The following is a 23,520-nucleotide window of genomic DNA, read 5'->3' as shown; positions in this document are numbered from 1 at the left end:
CTCGGGCCGTCAGTCCCGGGCGCGGCGCCGGGTCAGGACCATGGCGCCCGCGCCCGCCGCCAGCAGCAGGGCCGCGCCGCCCGCGATGTACGGGGTGCTGGAGCTGCTGCCCGTCTCGGCCAGGTCCGCGTCGCTCGCGGCGGGTGCCTGGTCCGTACCGGTCTGGGTCTTCACGTCGCTGCCACCGCCCCCGGTCGAGCCGCCCTTGTCGCCGCCCGTCGCGCCGCCGTTCCCGGAGCCGCCCTCGGTCGAACCGCCCCCGGTCGCGCCGCCGTTGTCGCCGCCCCCGTTCTCGTTGCCGCCGTTGTCGCCACCTCCATTGTGACCGCCGCCGTTGTCGCCGCCGCCGTTGTGACCACCGCCGTTGTGACCACCGCCGTTGTGACCGCCACCGTTGTCCCCGCCGCCCGTGTGGCCGCCGTGGCCCTTCGGGGTTTCGCAGGTGGCCTCCGCGAGCGTGACCTCGCCCCTGACGTCCGCGACGTTCAGGTTGCCCGGGTTGACCGACACCTTCAGCTGGAGTGCCACAGCGGCTGCCGTGCGCGAGGTGGTCTGCGTCTTCGACAGGTCGAGCGTCACCTCGCCGACCTTCGGCACCGCGACCCGCGTGGTGCCGCCCGCCGTGAGGGTGACGCGCTTGCCGAGCACCGACACCCGCCCGAGCACGTTGGACTCGGCGACCGGCCGGCTGCCCGCCTCGCAGACCGCCTTCGAGGTGACCTTCTCCACCTTGATCAGGGGGAACATCGTGAGCCCGGGCAGAGACACCCGCGCGTTGGCGAGGTTGCTGTAGCCGGCGGCGCGGTGCTCGTCGGCGGTGGCCTTCGCGGTGGCCACGTCCGCCTTGAGGACACTGAACGGCTTTCCGCGGTCGACGCCGTCGAGCCGCACGCTGAGCGCGGTCTCCTCGGCGGTGCGCGGCGCGTGCACCTCGTTGAGCGTGACCTCCAGCGGCACGTCGACCGCCTTGTTGAGGAGCGAGACGTCGAGCGCGGTACGGAGCACGACCGCGCTCGCCTTCCCGTCGCCGCCGGCCGCGGTGGTCGTCGCGGGGGCGGCATGGGCCGGGACAGCCACCAGCAGGGCGACGGGAGAGGCGGCGACCGCCAGGGCGGCGAGGCGGAAGGTGTTGCTGTTCAAGATGGTGGAACCCCCACAAGAGACATGGAGCCACCGGCGCCGTCCAATGGGGGACATCGCGGGCACCGGTGGCCTCGACTCCGTGAATCTTTACGCACAGAGGGTGAACTGGCGGACAGCCGAGGTCAGTTCACTCCAAAGGGGGGTTTCCGTGCCTGTTTTCGAATATTCCGGCACGTGCGTTCCTCGCGTTCACCCGTTTCACTGAGCTCCACGGCGTTTCGGACCGCGCGAGGGCGGCTCGCACGAGGACCGTGCCGCGTACACGGAAGAGGTTCAACGAGCGGTCCGCCCACAGGTCACTGCCGGTCAACGCGGTGCGTCAGGCGATCACGCGCCCGTTCAGGACGACCCGGCGCGGTCCGGCCAGCACCCGGACGTCGGCCCTGGGGTCCTCGTCGTAGACCACGAGGTCGGCCGGCGCCCCCTCCACCAGGCCCGGCCGGCCGAGCCAGGCCCTCGCCCCCCAGGTCGTCGCGGACAGCGCCTCCAGCGGCGGGATGCCCGCCTTCACCAGCTCCGCGACCTCGTCGGCCACCAGGCCGTGCGCGAGCACCCCGCCCGCGTCGGTGCCGACGAAGACCGGCACCCCTGCGTCGTAGGCGGCGCGCACGGTGTCGTAGCGGCGTTCGTGCAGCCGGCGCATATGGGCGGACCAGCGCGGGAACTTGGTCTCGCCGCTCTGCGCCAGCGAGGGGAAGGTGGCGATGTTGACCAGGGTCGGGACGATCGCGACCCCGCGCTCCGCGAAGAGCGGGATGGTGTCCTCGGTGAGGCCCGTGGCGTGTTCGACGCAGTCGATCCCGGCCTCGACGAGGTCGCGCAGTGAGTCCTCCGCGAAGCAGTGCGCGGTGACCCGGGCGCCCAGCCGGTGCGCCTCGGCGATGGCTGCCTCCACCGCCTCGCGCGGCCACAGCGCGGTCAGGTCGCCCACCTCGCGGTCGATCCAGTCACCGACGAGCTTCACCCAGCCGTCGCCGCGCCGCGCCTCCTGGGCGACGTAGGCGACGAGTTCGTCCGGCTCGACCTCCCAGGCGTAGTTGCGGGTGTAGCGGCGGGGCCGGGCGATGTGGCGGCCGGCCCGGATGATCTTCGGCAGGTCCTCGCGGTCGTCGATCCACCGGGTGTCGGCGGGCGAACCCGCGTCCCGCAGGAGCAGCGCCCCGGCCTCCCGGTCGTCGAGGGCCTGCTTCTCGCTGGTCGCCGCGTCCACGGCGCCGTGGTGGTCGAGTCCGACGTGGCAGTGGGCGTCGACCAGTCCGGGCAGGGCCCAGCCGGAGACGGTGACGGCGTCGTCCGCGCCGGGCGGCCGCTCGAAGGTGACCCGGCCATCCACCGCCCACAACTCGTCCCTGACCTCATCGGGCCCGGTGAGCACCCGCCCCTTCACATGCAGCACCCGCGATGCCTCGTGATCAGTCATGCCCAGCACTGTACGAGGGGCCGCCGCGGGTGCGGCGCCCTGTACCGGGGCGTCCGGCGGGCGCTGGGTACTCTCGAAGACGCCCGGTCAGCGGACCGGGGCCCGCGGACCCGAACCCGAAGAGAGCACCGCCGTGACGCACCCCTTCCTCGACCTCGCCCCGCTGACCGCCGCGCACTTCGCGGCGATCGAGCGGCGGGTGGCCGGTCTGCTGGCCACCGAACAGGACGTCGTCATCATGCAGGGCGAGGCGCTGCTGCCCCTGGAGGGCTGCATCCGTGGCGGCGCCCGGCCCGGTTCGACGGCGCTGAACGTGGTGACCGGCCCCTACGGGCAGACCTTCGGGAACTGGCTGCGCGACTGCGGCGCCGAGGTCGTCGACCTGGAGGTGCCGTTCCACACGGCCGTCACCGCCGCCCAGGTCGCCGAGGCGCTGGCCGCGCACCCGGAGATCGACTTCGTCTCGCTGGTCCACGCCGAGGCGGCGACCGGGAACACCAACCCGGTCGCGGAGATCGGCGAGGTGGTCCGGGCGCACGGGGCGCTGTTCATGCTGGACGCGGTCGCCTCGGTGGGCGCGGAGCCGCTGCTGCCGGACGCCTGGGGCGTGGACCTCTGTGTGATCGGGGCGCAGAAGGCGATGGGCGGGCCCGCCGGGGTCTCGGCGGTCTCGGTGAGCGGGCGGGCCTGGGAGCGGCTCGCGGCCAACCCGCAGGCACCGCGCCGCTCGTACCTCTCGCTCCTGGACTGGAAGGAGCGCTGGATCGACGGCGGGCGAAAGGCTCTGCTGCACGCCCCGGCCCAGCTGGAGATGCTCGCCCTGGAGGCGTGTGTGGAGCGGATCGAGGCGGAGGGCCCGGACGCGGTGATGGCGCGTCACGCGGCGGCGGCCGCGGCGACCCGGGCCGGTGCGGTGGCGCTGGGCGGCGGCCTGACCCCGTACGTGCGCGAGGCGCGGGACGCGGCGCCGGTGGCGACGACGCTGCGGACGCCCGAGGGCGTGGACGCGTCCGCGCTGGTGGCGCGGGCGCTGGCGGGCGAGCCGACGCTGCCGCTGATCGCGGGCGGGGGTGCGCTGTCCAAGGAGATGATCCGGGTCAATCACTACGGGGTGGATGCGACGCGGGGCGCGGTGCTCGCCTCGCTCGCGGCTCTGGGGTCGGCGCTGGCCGACGCGGGCCGGCAGGTCGATCTGGAGGCTGCCCGGAAGGCCGTTTCGGAAACCTGGCCCAGCGAATAAATCGCACCGCTTTCGAAAATTGCGGGGAGCTGCCTATTTCTGAGCAGCTCCCCGCATTCTTATGCCCGCTCCTCCCGAGACTAAACACATCGGTTCCCGAGGCCCCTTCCGGGCTCATTTCGCTTGTGTGTGGAGAGAGTTATGGGCTTGTGACCGACTCCACACAGTCGGCGTTCTGTCCGAAAAATCCGGGTCAAAACGGAATGAAATGCAGCCGGATCGCGCCGGGGCACGCACCCGCCTGATAACACATCGCGCCGCTCCACCCAACCCCTGACGTCGATGCAATTTCCAAATTTGCTAGGTAAATTCAAATGCCATGACCGCCGCACCAGCAGATTTTGCAAGTGCCCGAAGCGAATTCCTTACGATCGACACACCGCGAGTGGAGGACGGAGCCGCGATCTGGCGCATAGCCCGCGACTCCGAGGTCCTGGACCTCAACTCCTCGTACAGCTACCTGCTGTGGTGCCGTGACTTCGCGGCGACCTCCGTGGTCGCCCGTGACGAGACCGGCGCCCCGGTCGCCTTCGTGACGGGGTACATCAGGCCCGACCGCCCCGAGACGCTCGTCGTCTGGCAGGTGGCCGTCGACCACGGCCACCGCGGGACCGGCCTGGCGGCGAAGCTGCTGGACTCCCTGACCGAGCGGGTCGCCGCCGTACAGGGGCTCGCCTGGGTCGAGACGACCGTTACCCCGGACAACACCGCGTCGGACCGCCTGTTCACCTCCTACGCGCAGCGCCACGACGTGGCCCTGGAGCGCGAGGTGCTCTTCGACGGCGGACTGTTCCCCGAAGGCTCCCATCTGCCGGAAGTGCTGTACCGCATCGGCCCGTTCCACGCCTGAGCGCGCACCTCCCCCACCGCAGCTTCCTTCAACGCCGCCCGTCACACCACCTCACGCCCCGCAGGAGACCCGCTGTGACCATCACCCCGCCCGCCCTCAGTGTCTTCGAGACCCTGGAATCCGAGGTCCGGAGCTACTGCCGCGGCTGGCCCGCCGTGTTCGACCGCGCCCAGGGCGCCCGGCTGACCGACGAGGACGGCCACTCGTACCTGGACTTCTTCGCCGGCGCGGGCTCGCTCAACTACGGCCACAACAACCCGGTGCTCAAGCGCGCGCTGATCGACTACATCGAGCGCGACGGCATCACGCACGGCCTCGACATGGCGACCACCGCCAAACGGGCCTTCCTGGACACCTTCCAGAACGTCGTACTGCGCCCCCGCGACCTTCCGTACAAGGTGATGTTCCCCGGCCCGACGGGCACCAACGCCGTCGAGGCCGCCCTGAAGCTGGCCCGCAAGGTCAAGGGCCGCGAGTCCGTCGTCTCGTTCACCAACGCATTCCACGGGATGTCGCTCGGCTCGCTGGCCGTGACCGGCAACGCGTTCAAGCGGGCCGGCGCCGGCATCCCGCTGGTGCACGGCACGCCGATGCCGTTCGACAACTACTTCGACGGCCAGGTCCCCGACTTCCTCTGGTTCGAGCGGCTCCTGGAGGACCAGGGCTCCGGGCTCAACCACCCGGCCGCCGTGATCGTGGAGACCGTCCAGGGCGAGGGCGGCATCAACGTGGCCCGCGCCGAGTGGCTGCGCGCGCTGCAGGACCTGTGCCACCGCCAGGACATGCTGCTGATCGTCGACGACATCCAGATGGGCTGCGGCCGTACCGGCGGCTTCTTCTCCTTCGAGGAGGCCGGCATCACGCCGGACATCGTGACGCTGTCGAAGTCCATCAGCGGCTACGGACTGCCCATGTCGCTCTGCCTGTTCAAGCCGGAGCTGGACGTCTGGGAGCCGGGCGAGCACAACGGCACCTTCCGGGGCAACAACCCGGCGTTCGTCACCGCGGCCGCCGCGCTCGACGCGTACTGGGCCGACGGTCAGATGGAGAAGCAGACGCTGGCCCGCGGCGAGCAGGTGGAGCAGACGATGCTGGCCATCTGCGGCGAGCACGACAGCGCCCGCTTCCGGGGCCGGGGCCTGGTCTGGGGCCTGGAGTTCGACGACCCGACGCGCGCCTCCGCCGTCTGCGCCCGCGCCTTCCAGCTGGGGCTGCTCCTCGAGACCTCCGGCCCGCAGAGCGAGGTCGTCAAGCTGCTGCCGCCGCTCACCATCACCCCCGAGGAACTGGACGAGGGCCTGCGCACGCTGGCCCGCGCCGTCCGCGAGACCGCCTGAACCGCACGACCCCCACCGCACCACCGTCGTAGAGAGAAAGGCACCGAACCACCGTGATCGTCCGATCGTTCGCCGACGTCGAGAACACCGACCGGCATGTCAAGGCCGCCTCCGGCACCTGGGAGAGCAAGCGCATCGTGCTCGCCCAGGAGAAGGTCGGCTTCTCGCTCCACGAGACCACCATGTACGCCGGAACCGAGACGTCGATGTGGTACGCGAACCACATCGAGGCGGTCCTGTGCGTCGAGGGCGAGGCCGAGCTGACCAACGACGAGACCGGTGAGAAGCACTGGATCACGCCGGGCACCATGTACCTGCTCGACGGCCACGAGCGCCACACGATGCGCCCCAAGACGGACTTCCGTTGCGTCTGCGTCTTCAACCCGCCGGTCACCGGACGGGAGGAGCACGACGAGAACGGTGTCTATCCACTGCTGACCGAGGAGGGCTGACCCCATGACCACCGACGTACGCACCGATCTGTACCCCTCGCGCGGCGCCGCCGAGATGACCACTCCCCGCCAGGACCCGGTCATCTGGTCCGCGCCGGGCGCTCCGGGTCCGATCACCGCCAAGGAACTCCAGGGCTACGAGCACGACGGCTTCCTCACCGTCGGCGAGCTGATCACCCCGGACGAGGTGGCCGGCTACCACGCCGAGCTGGAGCGGCTGATCGCCGACCCGGCCGTCCGCGCCGACGAGCGCTCGATCATCGAACCGAAGTCGCAGTCCGTGCGCTCGGTCTTCGAGGTCCACCGGATCAGCGAGGTCTTCGCCCGGCTGGTCAGCGACGAGCGGGTGGTGGGCCGGGCCCGCCAGATCCTCGGTTCGGACGTGTACGTCCACCAGTCGCGGATCAACGTCAAGCCCGGTTTCGGCGCCTCGGGCTTCTACTGGCACTCGGACTTCGAGACCTGGCACGCCGAGGACGGTCTGCCGAACATGCGGACGGTGTCCGTGTCGATCGCGCTGACCGAGAACTACGACACCAACGGCGGGCTGATGATCATGCCCGGTTCGCACAAGTCGTTCCTCGGCTGTGCGGGCGAGACGCCGAAGGACAACTACAAGAAGTCGCTCCAGATGCAGGACGCCGGCACCCCGTCCGACGAGGCGCTGACGAAGATGGCCGACCGGCACGGCATCAAGCTCTTCACGGGCAAGGCCGGTTCGGCGACCTGGTTCGACTGCAACGCGATGCACGGCTCGGGCGACAACATCACCCCGTACCCGCGCAGCAACGTGTTCATCGTGTTCAACAGCGTGGAGAACACCGCGCAGGAGCCGTTCGCGGCGCCGGTCCGCCGCCCGGAGTTCATCGGGGCGCGCGACTTCACGCCGGTGAAGTAGGTCCCTCGGAGGGGGTGGTACGGGAATGCCGTGCCACCCCCTCCGGCATATCTCGGTGGACCGGGGCGGGGCCTGCGGCGACAGTGATCGCATGACATCCCACGTACAGCACATCACCATCGACTGCGCCGACGCCTACGCCCTGGGCACCTTCTGGTCGGCCGTGCTCGACGCCCCGCTCGCCGAGGACGATCTGCCCGGTGACCCGGAGGCCCTGATCGAGATCCCGGGCACCGCCCTCCTCTTCGTCACCGTGCCCGACAAGAAGACCACCAAGAACCGCGTCCACCTGGACATCAAGCCCGCGGACCGCACCCGGGACGAGGAGGTCGAGCGGCTGCTGGCCCTCGGCGCCACCCTGGTCGCCGACCACCGCAAGCCGAACGGACGCGGCTGGGCGACCCTGGCGGACCCGGAGGGCAACGAGTTCTGCGTGGAATGCGGCACGGCCGAACGGGCCGCGCTCACCGGTACGCGGCTGCCGGTCACCGCCGACGACGTGACCGAGGCGGTCCGGCTGACGGCCGACACGCTCGCCGCCGCCTCGGACGCCGACTGGCGCGTCCCGGCCGGAGCCCTGACGTGGGACTGCTGGGAGACCGCGGAGCACCTGAGCGACGACCTGTTCGCGTACGCCGTGCAGCTCGGCCCGCGCACGCCGTCGCTGGAGACCGATGTGCCCTACCACTGGGCCCCCCGGCGCGAGGGCGGCCCGTGGAACGCGGTCTTCGCCGACCCGGAGGCGGGGGTGGCCGGGCTGCTCCAGACCCTGGAGGCGAGCGGCGCACTGCTGGCCGCGATGGTGCGTACGGCATCGCCGGCCCTCCGCTCGTACCACGCGTACGGGGTCTCCGACCCGGAGGGCTTCGCGGCCATGGGCGTCGTGGAGACCCTGGTGCACGCCCATGACATCGCGTCGGGCCTGGGCATCTCCTGGGAGCCGCCCGTCGGGCTGTGCGACCGGGCGCTGGCCCGGCTCTTCCCCGACGCGCCGGACGACGCGGACCGGTGGGCCGTGCTGCTCTGGTCCACCGGCCGCGGCGACCTTCCGGGGCGCGAGCGCGTCACCTCGTGGAAGTGGCACGGCGCCCCGCTGGACGCCCAGCCCTAGGAAGCCAGCACCTCCAGGGCGCGGTCCACGTCCGCCTCGGTGTTGTAGAGGTGGAAGGACGCCCGCAGGTTGCCGGCCCGGCCGGCGACCAGCACCCCGGCCCGCCGCAGCTCCGGTGCCCGGTCGCCGAGCCCGGGGACGGCGACGACGACGGTGTCCGCGGGGACGGTGGGGTGTCCGAGTCCGGCGACGCCGGAGCGGAAGCGGTCCGCGAGCTTCAGGGCGTGCTCGTGCAGGGCGTCGATGCCGATCTCGTGGAGCAGGGCGAGGGACTGTTCGGCGCCGTGGTACGCGAGGAAGGCGGGGGGCTCGTCGTAGCGGCGGGCGTTCTTCGCCAGCTCCGTGACGGGTCCGTAGGTGCTGTTCCCGGTGTCCTGGGCGGCGGCCCAGCCCGCGAAGACCGGCTTCAGGTGCTCCTGCGCGTCCTCGGTGACGGTGAGGAACGAGGTGCCGCGCGGGCAGAGCAGGTACTTGAAGCCGCCGGTGACCGTGTAGTCGTAGGCGCCCGCGTCCAGGGGCAGCCAGCCGGCGGACTGCGTGGCGTCCAGCAGCGTCCGGGCGCCGTGGGCGGCTGCGGCGGCCCGGACCGCGTCCAGGTCCGCACGCCGGCCGTCGGCCGACTGCACCGAGGAGAAGGCGACGAGCGCGGTCCCGGGGCGCACGGCGTCGGCGAGGTCCGCCAGTGGCACGTACCGCGTCCTGAGGTCGCCGCGGACCGCGAACGGGCTGACGACCGAGCTGAACTCGCCTTCGGGAGCCAGTACTTCGGCTCCGGGCGGCAGTGAGGCGGCGATCAGTCCGACGTGGGCGGCGACTGAGCCGCCGACGGCGACCCGGCCCGCCTCCACGCCGACGAGCCCCGCGAAGCCCTCCCGGGCCCGGTTCACCGCTTCGAAGTCCCCCGAGCCGTCCCGGCTGCCGGCGGCGTTCTCCTCGACGAGGGTCTTCACCGCTTCGACGGAGCGGCGGGGCAGCAGCCCGCAGGTGGAGGTGTTGAGATAGGTGGTCTCCGGGGCGAACTCGGCGGCCACGGCCCGGCTGAGCGAAGAGATCGTCATGCGTTCAGCCTGAACCCTCACTACCCTGGGGTCAATTGACATTATTTCACGGAAAACCCCAAGTAATGCTTATGCGTCCGTGCGGGCCGCCGGTGGCGGCCCGCACGGCGGTTCAGGCGTTCCCGGCGGCGCCGGGGACCTCGCACGCCCCGTCGGCGTCGCAGGCCGCCGCGTCCTCGGGGACGGTCACCGGGCGGTCCTTCCACGCCTGCTCCAGGGCCTGGGCGAAGACGTCGGCGGGCTGGCCGCCGGAGATCCCGTAGCGCCGGTCGAAGACGAAGAACGGCACCGCGTTGGCGCCCAGCTCGGCCGCCTCCCGCTCGTCGGCGCGCACCTCGTCGGCGTACGCCTGCGGGTCGGCGAGCACCGCGCGCGCCTCGTCGGCGTCGAGACCGGCCTCGACGGCCAGGTCCAGCAGGACGGTGTCGTCGAAGACGGACCGGTCCTCGGCGAAGTTGGCCCGGTAGGCGAGGGTCAGCAGCTCGTCCTGGCGGCCGCGGGCCTTGGCGAGGTGCAGCAGCCGGTGGATGTCGAAGGTGCTGCCGTGGTCGCGGCCCTCGGTGCGGTAGCCGAGCCCTTCGGCCTGCGCGTTGGCGGCCACGTTGGCCTCCATGGAGCGGGCCTCCTCGGGGGTGCGCCCGTACTTCTGCGCCAGCATGTCGATGACCTGCTCGGTGTCGCCCTTGGCGCGGCCCGGGTCGAGCTCGAAGGAGCGGTGCACCACCTCGACGTCGCCGCGGTGGGCGAAACCCGCCAGGCCCTTCTCGAAGCGTGCCTTGCCGATGTAGCACCACGGGCAGGCGATGTCGCTCCAGATCTCGACGCGCATGACTCTTCTTCTCTCCGGACGTTCCGAGGGGGCTGCACACGCAGCACGGAGGCGCCCTCCGCTCCCTGCGCCAACGCCTGCTGGACCCGTGCCATTCCCGGGCCCGCTCAGCTCTGCGGGGGCCTGGGGAGGGCGAGGCGCAGCACCACGTGGTCGCCGTGCCGGGGGGTGTCCGGGTCGGGAACCCAGCCGCAGGAGGAGTAGAAGGCCCGGGCGCGCTTGTTGGGCTCGAAGACCTCCAGGCGGACCGTGGTCACACCGCGCCGCTCCCAGTCGGCGACGCACGCGAGGTGCAGGGCGCTGCCGACGCCCTCGCGCCAGCGGACCGGGGAGACGTGGAACTGGGTGAGGGTCATGACGCCGTCGCGTACGGAGTAGGCGGCGACGCCCGCGAGGGCGCCGTCCTCGTCCGCCTCGGCGCAGAGCACGGTGGCGTCCTCGCGGTCCACGGCGCGGGCCCAGCCCTCCCGGCCGCGGGCCACCTCGGCCTCGCCCGCGTACTCCTCCTCGGGGAGGTGGCCGCGGTAGTAGGTGGCCCTGGCCTCGGTGTGCAGGGCGGATATCGCGTCGAGGTCGTCCTGTGTCGCTGTACGGATCATGGTGAGGGGGACGTACGGGCCGGGGCGCCGGTTCCGCCGCCCCGGCCCGTCAGCTGCCGTCTCGGAGGTCCGCGAGGCCCTCGGGCCGGAAGGCGATCCGGTCGAAGGCCACCTCGCAGCCCTCGCCGGTGGGGGACTGGGCGAGGAAGCCGACCGAGGCGGTGGCCGCCTGCTCCGGGGTGCCGAGGGTGAAGACGCGGACGAAGGTCCACTTCTCGCCGTCGGCCGAGGCGTGGAAGGCGAAGGCGTGTCCCGTACGGCTCAGGCGCAGCCAGTGGGTGTCGCCGTCCACGACCGAGGAGTTGACGTCGTCGGAGTGGCCCCGGGTGACCACCGTGCAGACGGTCGGGCGCTCCGGGGACAGCTCCAGGCAGAGCTTGGCCCATTCCCGGTCGCCGGCGTGGAGGTAGAGCACGCCCGCGTCGAAGGCGGCGGCGAAGCCCACCTTCACCCGGGCGACGAGCTGGAAGTCGCCCGCCGGGGCGGCGCCCAGCAGCCGGGGCGCGTCGCTCGCCGGTTCCAGGCTGTCGCCGCCCGGCGGGACGAAGCGGTCCTGCCGGGCGCCGGCGCGGCCGGTGAGCACGCCGTCCTCGTACGCCCAGCCGCCGTCGGGGCCGTGCGGATCGAGCGGGAAGGGGAGTTCGGGGAGGTTCACGCGGGTCGTCCGTTCACTCGGCGGGGCAGGCCCAGCGGGTTGTCCTCGCGCAGCTCGGGCGGGAGGAGCGCGTCGGGGGTGGTCTGGTAGCTGACCGGGCGCAGCCAGCGCTCGATGGCGGTGGCGCCGACCGAGGTCGACGTGGAGGTGGTGGCCGGGTAGGGGCCGCCGTGGTGCTGGGCGGGGGCGACGGCGACACCGGTCGGCCAGCCGTTGACGAGGACCCGGCCGGCGAGCGGGGTGAGCGCGGCGAGGAGCCCGGCGGCGCTGCCCCCGGCCTCGTCCTCGGCGATGTGCAGGGTCGCGGTGAGGTTGCCGGGGAGGCGGGTCAGGACGGCGGTGATCTCGTCCTCGGAGGCGTAGCGGGCGACGACGGTGACGGGCCCGAAGCACTCCTCCAGGAGCGCGTCGTGCGGTCCTTCGGCGGCGAGCAGCCGGGCCGGGACGGTCAGGAAGCCGGCCGCGACGGTGTGCTCGCCGCCCGCGCCCGGGGTGACCGGGGCGTCCACCTCGGGGAGCGCGGCCCGCTCGGTGACTCCGGCGAGGAAGGCGTCGCGCATCCGGTGGTCGAGCAGGACGCCGGCCTCGGAGTCGCTGACGGCCTCGGTGAGGGCCTTCAGGAAGCGGTCGCCGCCCGCGCCCTCGGGGGCCAGGACGAATCCGGGCTTGGTGCAGAACTGGCCGGCGCCCATGGTCATCGAGCCGGCCAGGCCCGCGCCGATCTGCTCGCCGCGCTCGGCGGCGGCGGCCTCGGTGACGACGACGGGGTTGAGGGAGCCCAGCTCACCGTGGAAGGGGATGGGGGCCGGGCGGGCGGCCGCCGCATCGAACAGGGCGCGTCCGCCGCGCACCGAGCCGGTGAATCCGGCGGCGGCGACGAGCGGATGCCGGACGAGTGCGACGCCCGCCTCGAAGCCGTGGACGAGGGTGACGACGTCCTCGGGCAGCCCGGTCCGCGCTGCGGCCCGGCGAAGCACGGAGGCGCACAGCTCGGAGGTCGCCGGGTGGTCGGGGTGGGCCTTGACGACGACGGGGCAGCCGGCCGCGAGGGCGCTGGCGGTGTCGCCGCCGGGCACGGAGAAGGCGAGCGGGAAGTTGCTGGCCGCGTACACCGCGACGACGCCGAGCGGAATCTTGTAGCGGCGCAGGTCGGGCCAGGGCGGGGTGCGGGTGGCGTCCGCGTGGTCGATGTGGACGTCGAGGTAGGCGCCCTCGTCGACGACCTCCGCGAAGGCCCGCAACTGGGCCGCGGTGCGGGCGAGTTCGCCGGTCAGCCGGGCCGGGCCGAGGGCGGTCTCGGCGTCGGCGGCCTCGATGACGTGCTCACCGGCCTCGGTGAGCAGCTCGGCGGCCGTGCGCAGGAACGCGGCGCGCGTGGTGCGGTCGGCGAGCGAGTCGCGCACCGCGTGGGCGGCGCGGACCGCGCGGTCGACCTCCTCGGCTGTGGCCTCCACCGCAACCTGCTCGCGCGGGTTCCCGGTGCGGGGGTCGACGCTCCAGACTGGTGCTGCTGCCACCGTGTTTCCTTCCGCTCCACTGCCGCACATCAGAAGTCGTCCGGTATAAGCTGTTCGGTATTCTGAACAGCGTTCCTGAACGTGAATGTGAAGCGACTCTATTTCCGGGCGTTCGGTGTTGGCAAGAAGTCGCAGGGTTTCGTCGGCGGGGTGAAAGGGGCACAGGGCGATGTCGGTTCCCGAGTCGGGTGGGGCGCAGGTCAAGTCCGCGGTACGGACGGTCGAGCTGCTGGAGTACTTCGCGGGACGGCCCGGCATGCACTCGCTCGCCGCGGTCCAGGAGGCCGTCGGCTACCCCAAGTCCAGCCTCTACATGCTGCTGCGCACCCTGGTCGAGCTGGGCTGGGTGGAGACCGACGCGACCGGCACGCGGTACGGGATCGGCGTACGGGCCCTGCTGGTCGGCACCTCGTACATCGACGGCGACGAGGTGGTCGCCGCGGCCCGCCCGACCCTGGACCGGCTCTCCGACGACACCACGGAGACCATCCATCTGGCCCGGCTCGACGGGACGAACGTGGTCTACCTCGCCACCCGCCAGTCCCAGCACTACCTGCGCCCCTTCACCCGGGTCGGCCGCCGGCTGCCCGCGCACTCCACCTCGCTCGGCAAGGCCCTGCTGGCCACCTACAGCGACGAGCAGGTCCGCAAGATGCTGCCCGAGACGCTGCCCGCGCTCACCGAGCACACCCTGACGGACCGGGAGAAGCTCATCGAGGAGCTGCACCAGGTCCGCGAGCAGGGGTACGCGGTGGACCGCGAGGAGAACACGCTGGGGCTGCGCTGCTTCGGCGTCGCCGTCCCGTACCGCACGCCCGCCCGGGACGCCATCAGTTGCTCGGTGCCGGTCGCCCGGCTCACGCCCGCGCACGAACAGCTGGTCAAGGACGCGCTGTTCGACGCGCGCGACCGGCTGACCCTCGCCACCCGAAGGCTCTGACACCCCAGGGCTTTCAAGGACCCGTCCGTCTCCCCCGCGCGGCGGAGGCGGATCGTCACCGGGCAGGACGTGCGGGGGCGGGCGGCCCGGCAGCGTGGTGGCCATGACGTCCCCCTCCGCCCGCACCGCGCTGCGCACCGTCGCCATCGCCGCCTGCCTGCCGTACATCACGCTCAAGATCGCCTGGCTGGCGGGCAGCCACGTCGGCATCCCGGACGACAGCGTGCTGCTGGACCACCGCGCCCTGATGGCGGTCGCCAACGGCGGCTCGGTGCTGATGGACGGCGCGGTCGTGGTCCTCGCCCTGCTGCTCACCCGGCCCTGGGGGCTTCGGGTCCCCGCCTGGCTTCTCGCGCTGCCGATGTGGACGGCGACCGGGCTGCTGCTGCCGATCATGACCGGCTATCCGGCGCAGCTGCTGGTCCTGGCGCTGGGCGGGGACGGCGGCGGGGCCGCGGCCACGGGTCGGCCCTTCCTGCACGAGTGGGTGTTCGGCGTCGTCTACGGCGGCTTCATCCTCCAGGGCCTGTCCCTGGGTGCCCTGTTCGTGCTGTACGCCCGCGACCGCTGGGGCCACCTCTGGCGCGGCACGCTCGGCGACCTGCCGGCGAGCCCGACCGCCCCCGCGCTGCGGGCCGCCGCCGTCGCCGCCTCGCTGCTCGCCCTGGTGCCCGGCACCATGCACCTGCTCTGGGCGGCGGGCTCGACGGCCGGCCTGAGCGCGGACCGGGCCGCCGGGCGGGACAGCGGCTTCCACGTCCTCGAAGCGGTGTACGCGCTGTGGGTCGCCGCCACCGCGGCGGGGGTGCTGCTGCTCGCCTTCCGCCGGTCCGCGCTGCCGCTGCGGGTGCCGCTCGCGCTGGCGTGGGGCGGTTCCGGGGCGACGGCCTGCTGGGGCGGCTGGCTCTGCCTGGCCTCGCTGAGCCCGGCCGGGGAGTCCGCCGAACGGGCCACGCCCGGCATGGTGCTCACCTACGCTGTGCAGATGCTCGTCGGATCGCTGGTGGTGACCCTCGGCGCGTACTTCCTCGCGGAGCGCGCGGCCGGGACGCGGGGCGCCCCGGCATGACCCCGCTCATGGTCCTGCTCACGGGCCGGCGGGCCCGGCTGCGCTGGCTGCATCTGATCGTCGGCGGGGCGCTGCTGATGCCGTACTTCCTGGTCGGCACGGTCGTCGTCGGCCTGTACGCGCCCGGCACCAACGCATTCACCTCGCTCTCCGCCCAACTCGCCGCCTTCTCCTACGCCTTGCCGATGGCCGCGGTCACCGCGCTGCTGCCCACGGCCCGGCTCTTGTCGGTGGCCGCCGCCCGCGCCCTGTGCGGCCTGCCGCCCGAACGGCCGCTCGCGGACGGGCCCGCCGGCTCCCGGCAGGCCCGGGTGCGCACGGCCGCCTGGTTCACGCTGCACGTGGGGCTCGGCGGGATCATCAGCGGGATGACCCTGGCGCTCGTCCCGTTCGCCGGCTGCGTCATGGCACTGCCGTTCGTCCCGGCCCTGCGCGACTCCGCCGCCCGGGACCTCCGCCCGGTCCTGGACCACACCTGGGTCCTGGTCCTCGCTCCCCCGGCCGGTGCGGCGATGCTCGTCGCGCTGGCCGGCTGCGCGGCGGCGGCCGGGGCCCTCCTCGCGGACCGGGCCCCGGTGCTGCTCGGCCCGGCCCCGGAGGACCGGCTGGCCGCCGCCGAACGCCGGGCGGCCGAGCTGGCGGTACGCAACCGCCTCGCCCGGGAGCTGCACGACTCGGTCGGCCACGCGCTGAGCGCCGTCACCCTCCAGGCGGGCGCGGCCCGCCGGGTCCTGGACCGCGACCCGGAGTTCGTCCGGCAGGCGCTCACCGCCATCGAGGAGACCACGCGGCGCACGGTCGGCGAACTCGACGCGGTACTGGGCCTGTTGCGGCAGGGCACCGACGGCTCCGACGCGTTCGCGGGCCCCGGCCTGGACGCGCTCGGCGGGCTGCTGGCCCGGTGCGGGGTGCCCGTGCGGTACACGGCCGACGGCGACCCGGGCACGGTCCCCGGACCGGTCTCGGCGGAGGCGTACCGGATCGTGCAGGAGGGCCTGAGCAACGCGCTGCGGCACGGCGTCGCCGGCTCACCGGTCCGGCTGCGCGTCGGCGTCGGCCCCCGCGAGCTGACGATCGTCCTGGACAGCGCGCTGTCCCCGCGCCCCGCGGTCGCCCGCCCCGGCGGCGGACGCGGCCTGACCGGCATCGCGGAGCGCGCCCTGCTGCTGGGCGGCACCACCGAGGCCGGCCCCCGCGACGACGGCGTGTGGCGGCTGGCCGCCCGCCTCCCCCTAGGCCCTGTCGTCACATTCCCGTCGTCCGCCCGGAGGGCGGGAATGTGACGACAGGGCCTAGACGCCCCCGCGAAGGAGCCACGATGAGCACGCCGGTCCGGATCGTCCTCGCCGACGACGAACGCATGGTGCGCACCGCCCTGCGGGCCATTCTGGACGCCGAGGACGGCCTGGAGGTCGTCGGGGAGGCGGCCACCGGCGCCGAGGCGGTCTCCGTGGTGCGGGCGCTGCGGCCCGACGTGGTCCTGATGGACGTGCGGATGCCCGAGACGGACGGCATCCGGGCCACCGAGCAGATCCTCGGCGGCCTCGACCCGGCCCCGCGCGTCGTGGTCGTCACCACCTTCGAGCACGACGCCTACGTGTACGAGGCGCTGCGCGCCGGGGCGGCCGGCTTCCTGCTGAAGCGGGCGGCGGCCGAGGAGCTGGTGCAGGCGGTCCGGCTGGTCGCGTCCGGCGACTCGCTGCTCTTCCCGGCGGCCGTGCGGCAGCTGGCCGCCGCGTACGGGACACCCGCACCGGCCCCGGCCCCGCCGTGGGCCGCCCGGCTCACCGAGCGGGAGGCGCAGGTGCTGCGGCTGATGGCGGCGGGGCTGACCAACGCGGAGATCGCGGGGCGGCTCGCGGTGGGCGCGGCGACGGCGAAGACTCATGTGGCGGCCGTCCTCGCGAAGACCGGCGCCCGGGACCGTACCCAGGCCGTCATCGCGGCGTACGAGTCGGGGTTCGTCACGCCCGGGTGATCCCGTACGGCCGTGAAAGCCGTATGAGGAATCGGTGAGAAGCGGCACAACCGGGAACGGGACGCCGGGCCCCGTACGTCCTCCAGGCGGGATGAACAAAACGATCAGGCGCGCCTCGGTCTTCTGCCTGCTCCTGGTCCTCGCCCTCCTCGGGCGGGCGACCTGGGTGCAGACGTACCAGGCCAAGGCGCTCGCAGACGACGACCACAACCGGCGGAAGATCATCGCGCAGTACGCGCAGCCGCTGGGGAACATCATCGTGGCCGGTTCGCCGGTCACGGGCTCGAAGCGGACGGAGGGCAGCGATCTCGCGTACAAGCGCACCTACAAGCAGGGCGACCTCTACTCCGCCGTGACCGGATACAGCTCGCAGGCGTACGGCTCCACCCTGCTCGAAGGGGTGTACAGCCATGTGCTGGACGGGACCGACGACCGGCTGAAGAGTCCGCTGGGCGCGATCACCGGGAAGCGCTCCGCGCCCGGTGACGTGGTGACGACGATCGATCCGGACGTCCAGAAGGCGGCGAGCGACGCGCTCGGCGACGACAAGGGCGCGGCCGTGGCGATCGACCCGAGGAGCGGGCAGATCCTGGGCATGGTCTCCTCGCCGTCCTACGACCCGTCCGACATCAGCGGGACGAACGACGGCGGCACCTGGAAGAAGCTGCTCGCCGACCCGGACAAGCCGATGGTCGACCGGGCGCTGCGGCAGCCGCTCGCCCCCGGTTCGACGTTCAAGCTGGTCGTGGCGTCGGCCGCGCTGGAGAACGGCCTGTACGACTCGGTGGACGAGCCGACGAAGAGCCCCGTCCCGTACAACCTGCCGGGCACCAGCACCCCGCTGCGGAACGAGAGCGCGTCGGCGCCCTGCGAGAACGCCTCGCTGCGCGTCGCCCTCCAGTACTCGTGCAACAACGTCTTCGGCAAGGTCGCCGCCGACCTCGGACAGGACAAGGTGCGGGCGATGGCGGAGAAGTTCGGCTTCAACGAGGAGAAGCTGGACGTGCCGGTGCGGGCCTACAAGAGCGTGTACCCGACGGACATGGACAAGCCGCAGACGGCGCTGTCGGGCATCGGCCAGTTCGAGGTGACCGCGACCCCGCTCCAGATGGCGATGGTCTCCGCCGCCCTGGCCAACGGCGGTGAGCTGGCCGCCCCGCACATGGTGTCCAAGGTGACCGACGGCGACGGCGGCACGCTGGAGGACTTCGCGGACGGCGACACGAAGCGGATCGTCTCCGAGGACACCGCGAAGCAGCTGCGCAGCGCCATGGTGACCGTCGTGGAGAAGGGCACCGGCACCAACGCCCGGATCGGCGGGGCAGAGGTGGGCGGCAAGACGGGCACCGCCGAGAACGGCGTGGGCAACAGCAACACCCCGTACGCCTGGTTCACCTCGTACGCCAAGTCCGGCGGCCAGGAGATCGCGGTCGCGGTCCTCGTGGAGGACTCCGGTTCGTCCGCGTCCGAGGTCAGCGGCAACGGCCTCGCGGCGCCGATCGCCAAGAAGATGATGGAGGCGGCCCTGAGGCGGTAGCCCCGTCCCCCCGTCGAAGCGCTTGCGGTACGCTCACGCCCCGGCGGGGGCGTATCCGGACGGGCCGGGCGTGCGAGCGCAGGGGACGAGGTAGCCGTGGGCACAGCAGTCGACGATGCCGCCGCCGAGTTCCACGCGTTCTTCGAGGCCCACTACGCCGAACTGGCCCGCCTCGCCCACCTGCTGACCGGTGAGGCGGACGCCGCCGACGATCTCGCGGCGGACGCGCTGCTCGCGCTCTGGCACCGCTGGGACCGGGTCCGCGAGGCCGGGCACCCGGTGGCCTACGCGCGCGGGGTGGTCGCCAACCTGGCGAGGACCCGCATCCGCAGCGCGGTGCGCGAGCGGCGCCGGATCGCCCTGTTCTGGGCGCCCCTCGGCGGCGGGGACGACGGCGCCGCCGAGGGGCCCGACGTGCCGGCGGTGGTGGACGTGCAGGAGGCGCTGCGCCGGCTGCCGTTCCGCAAGCGCGCCTGTGTGGTGCTGCGGCACGCCTTCGACCTCTCGGAGCGGGACACCTCGCTGGTGCTGGGGATCTCGGTGGGTACGGTGAAGAGCCAGACCTCGCGCGGCGTCGCGGAACTGCAGCGGATGCTGGGTGGCGAGACGCCCGCCGCGCGGGTACGGGTGGCCGTCGCGGCGCAGCGCAGCGGAGGAGACCGGTGAAGGACGAGGAGCTGGCCGGGCGGCTGCGGGAGGCCGCCGGGGCCCACCGCCCCGACCGGGCACGGATGCTGGCCCGCATAGAGCGCGGGATGGCCGGTGACCCCGCCGCCGGGGTGGTGCGGCCGCCGCGCGCCGCGCGCCCGTGGCTGCGGGTGGCCGGGGCGACGGTCGCGGTCTGCGGGGTGCTGGCGGCCGGTGCGTTCGCCGTGACCTCGGCGGGCGACGACGGCGCGGGACGCGGCGGACAGGTGGCCGCGGCGCCCGCCTCCCCGTCCGCGTCCCCCTCCCCCACCGCTGAGGGGCCGGCCGGCCTCGCCGGACTGCGCCCCGAGGACGGGCCGCTGTGGACGGGCGGTGTGGTCGACCCGCACAGCAACCCGTACTGGGCGCAGAGCAACGTCACGCTCCGGACGACCGAGCCGCTGTCCGCGCTCACCGTGGAACTGCGGGTCGCCGGGACCGGCGGGGTGAACAGCACCGGCTCCTGGCGTTCGCTGCCCGAGCAGGACTTCACCGTGTCGGTGAACGAGAGCGGCGGCTACCTGGTCTACCGGTGGACGCTGCGCCCCGGGCGGACCGTCCCGGCCGGTACGCACACGTTCGCCGGGCAGTACAACCACGCGGAGGGCGACCGGGACGCCTCCGGCGACTACGTGACCGCGCACGCCGTCCTTGCCTCGGGCGCGAAGGCGGCGGTGGGCGACCGCTTCGGGCGGGCGCGCTGAACTACGGCCGCCAGTCGCCGAACCACGCGGCCGGGGTGTGCTCCCGCGCCTCGGCCCGGGTGAGCTGCGGGCGGTTGGCCGGGACGGTGACGCGCGCGCCGGGGCCCGTGTTGCGGTACTCGGCGAAGCGCTGGTCCTGCCAGGGGAAGCCGGCCGACATGGTGCCGTACGGCTCGTCGGCGTCGATGCCCGCGCCGAGGTGGCTGTCGCGCACGGTCAGCATCGGGTGCGCGGTGAGGTCGGACGACGGCACCCAGGGGCGGGCCAGCTTGAAGTACCCGTCGGGGGCGGTACTGGTGACGCGGGAGCGCAGGACCAGGAAGCCGTGCGGGTCGGCGCCGGCGGTGCTGGGCGCGAAGACGAAGCCGTAGGGCGCGGCAGCCAGGTCGGTGCGGGTCAGGGTGCGGAACTGGCAGCGGTCCAGGACGGCGGAGGCGCGGCCGAAGACGAAGTCGACGTCCCCCTCCACGTAGCAGTCGCGGTAGTACTGCCGGGCGAAGTCGGTGAGGGACGCGGAGTCGGCGTACAGCGTGTCCTGGTGGCCGAGGAAGCGGCAGCCGAGGAAGGCCGAGCGGTCGCCGGTCACCTTGATCGCGACGGCCTGGGTGCCGGTGTAGCCGGGGTGGTCGGCGCGCAGCCAGTCGTTGGCGAAGGTGAGGTCGCGGGCGGTGAGGCCGGCGGGGCGGGCGGTCACGGTGGCGGACCCGCTGGTGCCGTAGGTGCCCGAACCGTCGGGGCGCGGGGTGCCGTTGGCGTTGTCGTACACGATCACCGTGTCGCGCGGGTCGCCGCTCGCGCCGATGAGCGTCAGGCCGGTCAGGTCGGCCGGGATGTCGACGGTCTCCCGGTAGGTGCCGGGGGCGATGACGAGGGTGTGCCCGGCGCCGGTGGCGGCGTCGACGGCGGCCTGGACCGTGGTGTGGTCGCCGCGGCCGTGCGCGTCGACGTAAAGGGTGGCGCGGTCGCGGCGGCGGGCGGGTGAGCCGTGGCGGCCGAAGGGGCGGCCGTGGGCGAGAGCGGGCGGGGCGGTGCCGAGGGCGAGGGCGGTGGTCGAACCGGCGAGGAGGGCCAGGGCGGTGCGTCGGGTGGGCATGGGTGCTCCTTGTGCGGGGGCGGCCCTCCGCCGGCGCCCGTGCGGCGCCGGCGGAGGGAGGGGCGGCTGTCAGGCGCCGGGGAGCCGGCCCGCGCCGGATCCGAGGGCCACGACGAGCGGCACGAGCAGCGGGTGGTCGACCCGGTTCCGGAGGGTCGGCGTCCAGCCGGCGCCCGTGGTGAGCCGCTCCTCGGGGACGCCCGCGTTGTGGACGGCGATCAGGTCGGTGCGGCGGCCGTTGACCCAGTTGTCGTCGGCCGTGAGCGAGGACTCGGACCACTTCTTGAGGATCTTCGCCTTGTCGAACTCACCGCTCAGCGTGAACGCGTTGTGCTCGGCGACGAGGTGCGACTCCGCGCCGATGCCGTAGGAGTAGCCGTAGACGCTGCCCTTCGTGGCGACGAAGTGGTTGTTGTACGAGTCGACCTGGCCGAAGCGGACGCGGGGCGCGCGCTCGTTGACGTTCTTGAAGAGGTTGTGGTGCAGGGTGACGCGGAGCCTGCCCCGGTCGGTGTCCCCGGCCTTGTCGCTGTTGCCGAGGAGCATGGTCTTGTCGTGGTCCTTGAGGACGTTCCAGGAGGCGGTGACCAGGTCGGCGCCCTTGACGATGTCGAAGAGCCCGTCGTGCTGCTGGTACAGCTCGTTGAAGTAGCGGGGCTGGTCGGCGTCGGGGCGGTCCCCGTCGCTGAAGGTGTTGTGGTCGACCCAGACGTGGTCGGAGCCGTAGACGACGAGGTTGTCGTACTCGGAGTTCCAGTGCCCGGTGTCGCCGTCGGTCGGGTCCCACTGCGGGAAGCAGTCGTAGGTGTCCTCGAAGGAGATGTTGCGGACGATGACGTTGGAGACGTTCTGGATCTGGATCGAGGCGCCGATGACGGTGGCGTCCTTGCCGACGCCGACCAGTGTGGTGTTGGACGGGACGTAGACGTTGACGGCGGCCTTCTGGAGCTTGGCGGAGGCGAGCCGGGCGTCCTCCAGCGGCCCGGCGGGGACCTCCTCGCGGCCCCAGACGGCGGGGTCGTAGGCGGCGAGGTACTTGTCCAGGGTGTAGCCGTCCGTCTGGTACGCCTCGCAGTCGATCGGGTTGCCCTCGGCGTCGGCGTTGCCGTGGACGGTGCCCGCGATGCGGACGATCTTCGGCGCGTCTCCCGCCTCCTCGAAGGCGGCGATGAGTTCGGCGCGGTTGTGGACGGTGTAGACGTGGTCGGGGGTCGCGGCGGCGCCGCCGGTGGTGGAGCCCTCGGCGGAGGCCCAGCCGTCGCCCTTGGCGAGGACGGCGCGTTCGATGCCCTTCTTGCCGTGCGGCTGCGGGGCCGCCTGGGCGGGGACGCTCAGGGCGAGGGCCAGCGAGGCGCAGCCCATCGCGAGGGCGATGGCGCGGACCTGGGTTCTGGGGGCGGCGGCACGTGCGGGAATGTGCGTGCGCATGACAAATCCTCGGTTCTGGTGCGGGACCTGTGGAAGGGGAAGGGAGGGGCGGCGCGAGCGTCAGGCGGCCTGCGGCCAGCTGATCCACGCCTCGGGTACCCGGGCGCCGAGGCGGCGCAGGTCGTACGGGGCGAGCACCCGCGCGTCGAGCAGGGCGCGGGCCGTCATCCGGGCCACCTCGATGGCGCCGGCGGGCCGGAAGTGGGTGTTGTCCTGGCGCCCGTCCGGGTAGTTGGGCGACTCGCCGGGCTCCAGCCAGTTGAAGTAGGCCTCGGTGCCGTCGGGGCCGAGCTCCTGCCAACGGGCGAGGGTGCGGGCCTGCATGTCGAGCAGGGGCACCCGTTCCCCGGCGGCCAGGGCGCGCATGGCGGCCGGGTAGTCGCCGTGGGTCGGCTTGGCGGTGCCGTCGGCGGCGAACCTGCGGCGCTCGACCGGGGTGAGCAGCACGGGCCGGGCGCGCCGGGCGCGGGCCGCCGCGATGTACTGCCGCAGGCAGTCCTGGTAGGTGGTGTACGGGTCGGTGCCGCGGGCCGGGTCCTCCGTCTTCTCGTCGTTGTGCCCGAACTGGATGAGCAGCAGGTCGCCCGGGCGGACCCCCGGCAGCAGGGCGGCGAGCTGTCCCTCGTCGATGAAGCTCTTGGAACTGCGGCCGTTCAGGGCGTGATTGGCGGCGGTGAGCCCGGGCCCGAGGAAGAACGGCAGGGCCATGCCCCAGCCGGTCTCGGGTGCGGCGTCGGCGTACTTCCGGGCGGCCGTCGAGTCGCCCGCGATGTGCACGGTACGGGTGCGGCGGGGGGCGCCGTGGGCCGCGGCGGGGGTGGCGGCGAGCGCCAGGGGCAGGGCGGCGAGGGCGGCCGCGGTCTGCCGGCGGGTGAGTGACACGGTGGAACTGCCTCTCTCGTGGGCGGGTACGCAGGAGGGCAGGGGCGGTGGGGCGGGGCGGGCCGTCCGCACGACGGGTCCCGCCGCCGGCCC

23 protein-coding genes are annotated in these 23,520 nt (G+C 73.2%); 13 read left to right on the top strand and 10 right to left on the bottom strand.

Features of this window, described 5'->3' with window-relative positions; translation table 11 throughout:
- Positions 1–9: 9 nt before the first annotated feature.
- On the bottom strand, positions 10–1,140 hold the full coding sequence (locus tag BLW14_RS24915) for an SCO1860 family LAETG-anchored protein (RefSeq protein ID WP_093709411.1): 1,131 nt from the start codon (positions 1,138–1,140) through the stop codon (positions 10–12).
- 322 nt (positions 1,141–1,462) lie between these two features.
- Positions 1,463–2,539, bottom strand: coding sequence for an amidohydrolase family protein (locus BLW14_RS24910; protein WP_177154242.1), 1,077 nt, complete (start codon positions 2,537–2,539; stop codon positions 1,463–1,465).
- A gap of 157 nt (positions 2,540–2,696) precedes the next feature.
- On the opposite strand from BLW14_RS24910, the gene BLW14_RS24905 reads away from it, so the two are divergent.
- From BLW14_RS24905 to BLW14_RS24880, 6 genes are all read left to right on the top strand, one after another.
- Positions 2,697–3,803 carry a pyridoxal-phosphate-dependent aminotransferase family protein gene (locus BLW14_RS24905; RefSeq protein ID WP_093709410.1) on the top strand — a complete coding sequence of 369 codons (1,107 nt, stop codon included), beginning with the start codon at positions 2,697–2,699 and terminating at the stop codon, positions 3,801–3,803.
- Between the two features lie 385 nt (positions 3,804–4,188).
- Complete coding sequence (gene ectA, locus BLW14_RS24900) at positions 4,189–4,653, top strand: diaminobutyrate acetyltransferase (protein ID WP_093709409.1); 465 nt, start codon at positions 4,189–4,191, stop codon at positions 4,651–4,653.
- 74 nt (positions 4,654–4,727) lie between these two features.
- Complete coding sequence (ectB, locus tag BLW14_RS24895; protein WP_093709408.1) at positions 4,728–5,990, top strand: diaminobutyrate--2-oxoglutarate transaminase; 1,263 nt, start codon at positions 4,728–4,730, stop codon at positions 5,988–5,990.
- A gap of 53 nt (positions 5,991–6,043) precedes the next feature.
- Positions 6,044–6,442 carry an ectoine synthase gene (locus BLW14_RS24890; protein WP_093709407.1) on the top strand — a complete coding sequence of 133 codons (399 nt, stop codon included), beginning with the start codon at positions 6,044–6,046 and terminating at the stop codon, positions 6,440–6,442.
- 4 nt (positions 6,443–6,446) lie between these two features.
- Positions 6,447–7,340 carry an ectoine hydroxylase gene (thpD, locus tag BLW14_RS24885; protein ID WP_093709406.1) on the top strand — a complete coding sequence of 298 codons (894 nt, stop codon included), beginning with the start codon at positions 6,447–6,449 and terminating at the stop codon, positions 7,338–7,340.
- Between the two features lie 91 nt (positions 7,341–7,431).
- Complete coding sequence (locus tag BLW14_RS24880) at positions 7,432–8,451, top strand: VOC family protein (RefSeq protein ID WP_093709405.1); 1,020 nt, start codon at positions 7,432–7,434, stop codon at positions 8,449–8,451.
- Here BLW14_RS24880 and BLW14_RS24875 read toward each other — a convergent pair.
- The 5 genes from BLW14_RS24875 to BLW14_RS24855 form a co-directional block, all read right to left on the bottom strand.
- Positions 8,448–9,509: an aminotransferase class V-fold PLP-dependent enzyme gene (locus BLW14_RS24875; RefSeq protein WP_093709404.1), complete on the bottom strand. Its 1,062-nt coding sequence runs from the start codon at positions 9,507–9,509 to the stop codon at positions 8,448–8,450. The genes BLW14_RS24880 and BLW14_RS24875 overlap by 4 nt on opposite strands.
- Before the next feature lie 112 nt (positions 9,510–9,621).
- On the bottom strand, positions 9,622–10,338 hold the full coding sequence (locus BLW14_RS24870) for a DsbA family oxidoreductase (RefSeq protein ID WP_093709403.1): 717 nt from the start codon (positions 10,336–10,338) through the stop codon (positions 9,622–9,624).
- 107 nt (positions 10,339–10,445) lie between these two features.
- Positions 10,446–10,937 carry a GNAT family N-acetyltransferase gene (locus BLW14_RS24865; protein WP_093709402.1) on the bottom strand — a complete coding sequence of 164 codons (492 nt, stop codon included), beginning with the start codon at positions 10,935–10,937 and terminating at the stop codon, positions 10,446–10,448.
- A gap of 49 nt (positions 10,938–10,986) precedes the next feature.
- Positions 10,987–11,592, bottom strand: a complete 606-nt coding sequence (locus BLW14_RS24860) for a DUF1349 domain-containing protein (protein ID WP_093709401.1) — start codon at positions 11,590–11,592, stop codon at positions 10,987–10,989.
- Positions 11,589–13,109 (bottom strand): aldehyde dehydrogenase (NADP(+)), encoded by a 1,521-nt coding sequence (locus BLW14_RS24855; RefSeq protein ID WP_093709400.1) that lies wholly within the window; start codon positions 13,107–13,109, stop codon positions 11,589–11,591. The genes BLW14_RS24860 and BLW14_RS24855 overlap by 4 nt, the downstream gene beginning before the upstream one ends.
- A 169-nt stretch (positions 13,110–13,278) precedes the next feature.
- On the opposite strand from BLW14_RS24855, the gene BLW14_RS24850 reads away from it, so the two are divergent.
- The 7 genes from BLW14_RS24850 to BLW14_RS24820 all read left to right on the top strand — a co-directional run bounded on the left by BLW14_RS24850 (position 13,279) and on the right by BLW14_RS24820 (position 20,024).
- On the top strand, positions 13,279–14,049 hold the full coding sequence (locus BLW14_RS24850; RefSeq protein WP_093709399.1) for an IclR family transcriptional regulator: 771 nt from the start codon (positions 13,279–13,281) through the stop codon (positions 14,047–14,049).
- Positions 14,050–14,152: 103 nt separating this feature from the next.
- On the top strand, positions 14,153–15,118 hold the full coding sequence (locus tag BLW14_RS24845) for a hypothetical protein (RefSeq protein ID WP_093710842.1): 966 nt from the start codon (positions 14,153–14,155) through the stop codon (positions 15,116–15,118).
- Positions 15,115–16,401 carry a sensor histidine kinase gene (locus BLW14_RS24840; protein WP_093709398.1) on the top strand — a complete coding sequence of 429 codons (1,287 nt, stop codon included), beginning with the start codon at positions 15,115–15,117 and terminating at the stop codon, positions 16,399–16,401. Before BLW14_RS24845 ends, BLW14_RS24840 begins: the two co-directional genes overlap by 4 nt.
- A gap of 35 nt (positions 16,402–16,436) precedes the next feature.
- The gene (locus BLW14_RS24835; protein ID WP_093709397.1) at positions 16,437–17,096 is read left to right on the top strand and encodes a response regulator transcription factor; all 660 of its coding nucleotides are present in this window, start codon (positions 16,437–16,439) and stop codon (positions 17,094–17,096) included.
- Between the two features lie 91 nt (positions 17,097–17,187).
- Positions 17,188–18,633, top strand: a complete 1,446-nt coding sequence (locus tag BLW14_RS24830) for a peptidoglycan D,D-transpeptidase FtsI family protein (protein ID WP_093709396.1) — start codon at positions 17,188–17,190, stop codon at positions 18,631–18,633.
- A gap of 96 nt (positions 18,634–18,729) precedes the next feature.
- The gene (locus BLW14_RS24825; protein WP_093709395.1) at positions 18,730–19,299 is read left to right on the top strand and encodes a SigE family RNA polymerase sigma factor; all 570 of its coding nucleotides are present in this window, start codon (positions 18,730–18,732) and stop codon (positions 19,297–19,299) included.
- Positions 19,296–20,024, top strand: coding sequence for a hypothetical protein (locus tag BLW14_RS24820; RefSeq protein WP_093709394.1), 729 nt, complete (start codon positions 19,296–19,298; stop codon positions 20,022–20,024). The genes BLW14_RS24825 and BLW14_RS24820 overlap by 4 nt, the downstream gene beginning before the upstream one ends.
- Before the next feature lies 1 nt (position 20,025).
- Here BLW14_RS24820 and BLW14_RS24815 read toward each other — a convergent pair whose 3' ends face one another.
- The 3 genes from BLW14_RS24815 to BLW14_RS24805 form a co-directional block, all read right to left on the bottom strand.
- Positions 20,026–21,117: a pectinesterase family protein gene (locus tag BLW14_RS24815; RefSeq protein WP_093709393.1), complete on the bottom strand. Its 1,092-nt coding sequence runs from the start codon at positions 21,115–21,117 to the stop codon at positions 20,026–20,028.
- 69 nt (positions 21,118–21,186) lie between these two features.
- Entirely contained in the window at positions 21,187–22,479 is a 1,293-nt protein-coding gene (locus BLW14_RS24810) for a pectate lyase family protein (protein ID WP_093710841.1), read from the bottom strand.
- Positions 22,480–22,605: 126 nt separating this feature from the next.
- Positions 22,606–23,427, bottom strand: coding sequence for a rhamnogalacturonan acetylesterase (locus BLW14_RS24805; protein ID WP_093709392.1), 822 nt, complete (start codon positions 23,425–23,427; stop codon positions 22,606–22,608).
- Positions 23,428–23,520: the final 93 nt, after the last annotated feature.

This window comes from Streptomyces sp. 2131.1 (genome assembly GCF_900105515.1).
Taxonomy (GTDB): domain Bacteria; phylum Actinomycetota; class Actinomycetes; order Streptomycetales; family Streptomycetaceae; genus Streptomyces; species Streptomyces drozdowiczii.
This window is presented reverse-complemented; position numbering and strand designations above follow the sequence as displayed.

What these genes read in the sequence shown, in the direction of transcription:
- thpD (WP_093709406.1), top strand. Translation starts at nt 6,447, where the DNA reads ATGACCACCGACGTACGCACCGATCTGTACCCCTCGCGCGGCGCCGCC.
- BLW14_RS24880 (WP_093709405.1), top strand. Translation starts at nt 7,432, where the DNA reads ATGACATCCCACGTACAGCACATCACCATCGACTGCGCCGACGCCTAC.
- BLW14_RS24875 (WP_093709404.1), bottom strand. Translation starts at nt 9,509, where the DNA reads ATGACGATCTCTTCGCTCAGCCGGGCCGTGGCCGCCGAGTTCGCCCCG.
- BLW14_RS24870 (WP_093709403.1), bottom strand. Translation starts at nt 10,338, where the DNA reads ATGCGCGTCGAGATCTGGAGCGACATCGCCTGCCCGTGGTGCTACATC.
- BLW14_RS24865 (WP_093709402.1), bottom strand. Translation starts at nt 10,937, where the DNA reads ATGATCCGTACAGCGACACAGGACGACCTCGACGCGATATCCGCCCTG.
- BLW14_RS24850 (WP_093709399.1), top strand. Translation starts at nt 13,279, where the DNA reads ATGTCGGTTCCCGAGTCGGGTGGGGCGCAGGTCAAGTCCGCGGTACGG.
- BLW14_RS24845 (WP_093710842.1), top strand. Translation starts at nt 14,153, where the DNA reads ATGACGTCCCCCTCCGCCCGCACCGCGCTGCGCACCGTCGCCATCGCC.
- BLW14_RS24840 (WP_093709398.1), top strand. Translation starts at nt 15,115, where the DNA reads ATGACCCCGCTCATGGTCCTGCTCACGGGCCGGCGGGCCCGGCTGCGC.
- BLW14_RS24835 (WP_093709397.1), top strand. Translation starts at nt 16,437, where the DNA reads ATGAGCACGCCGGTCCGGATCGTCCTCGCCGACGACGAACGCATGGTG.
- BLW14_RS24830 (WP_093709396.1), top strand. Translation starts at nt 17,188, where the DNA reads ATGAACAAAACGATCAGGCGCGCCTCGGTCTTCTGCCTGCTCCTGGTC.
- BLW14_RS24815 (WP_093709393.1), bottom strand. Translation starts at nt 21,117, where the DNA reads ATGCCCACCCGACGCACCGCCCTGGCCCTCCTCGCCGGTTCGACCACC.
- BLW14_RS24810 (WP_093710841.1), bottom strand. Translation starts at nt 22,479, where the DNA reads ATGGGCTGCGCCTCGCTGGCCCTCGCCCTGAGCGTCCCCGCCCAGGCG.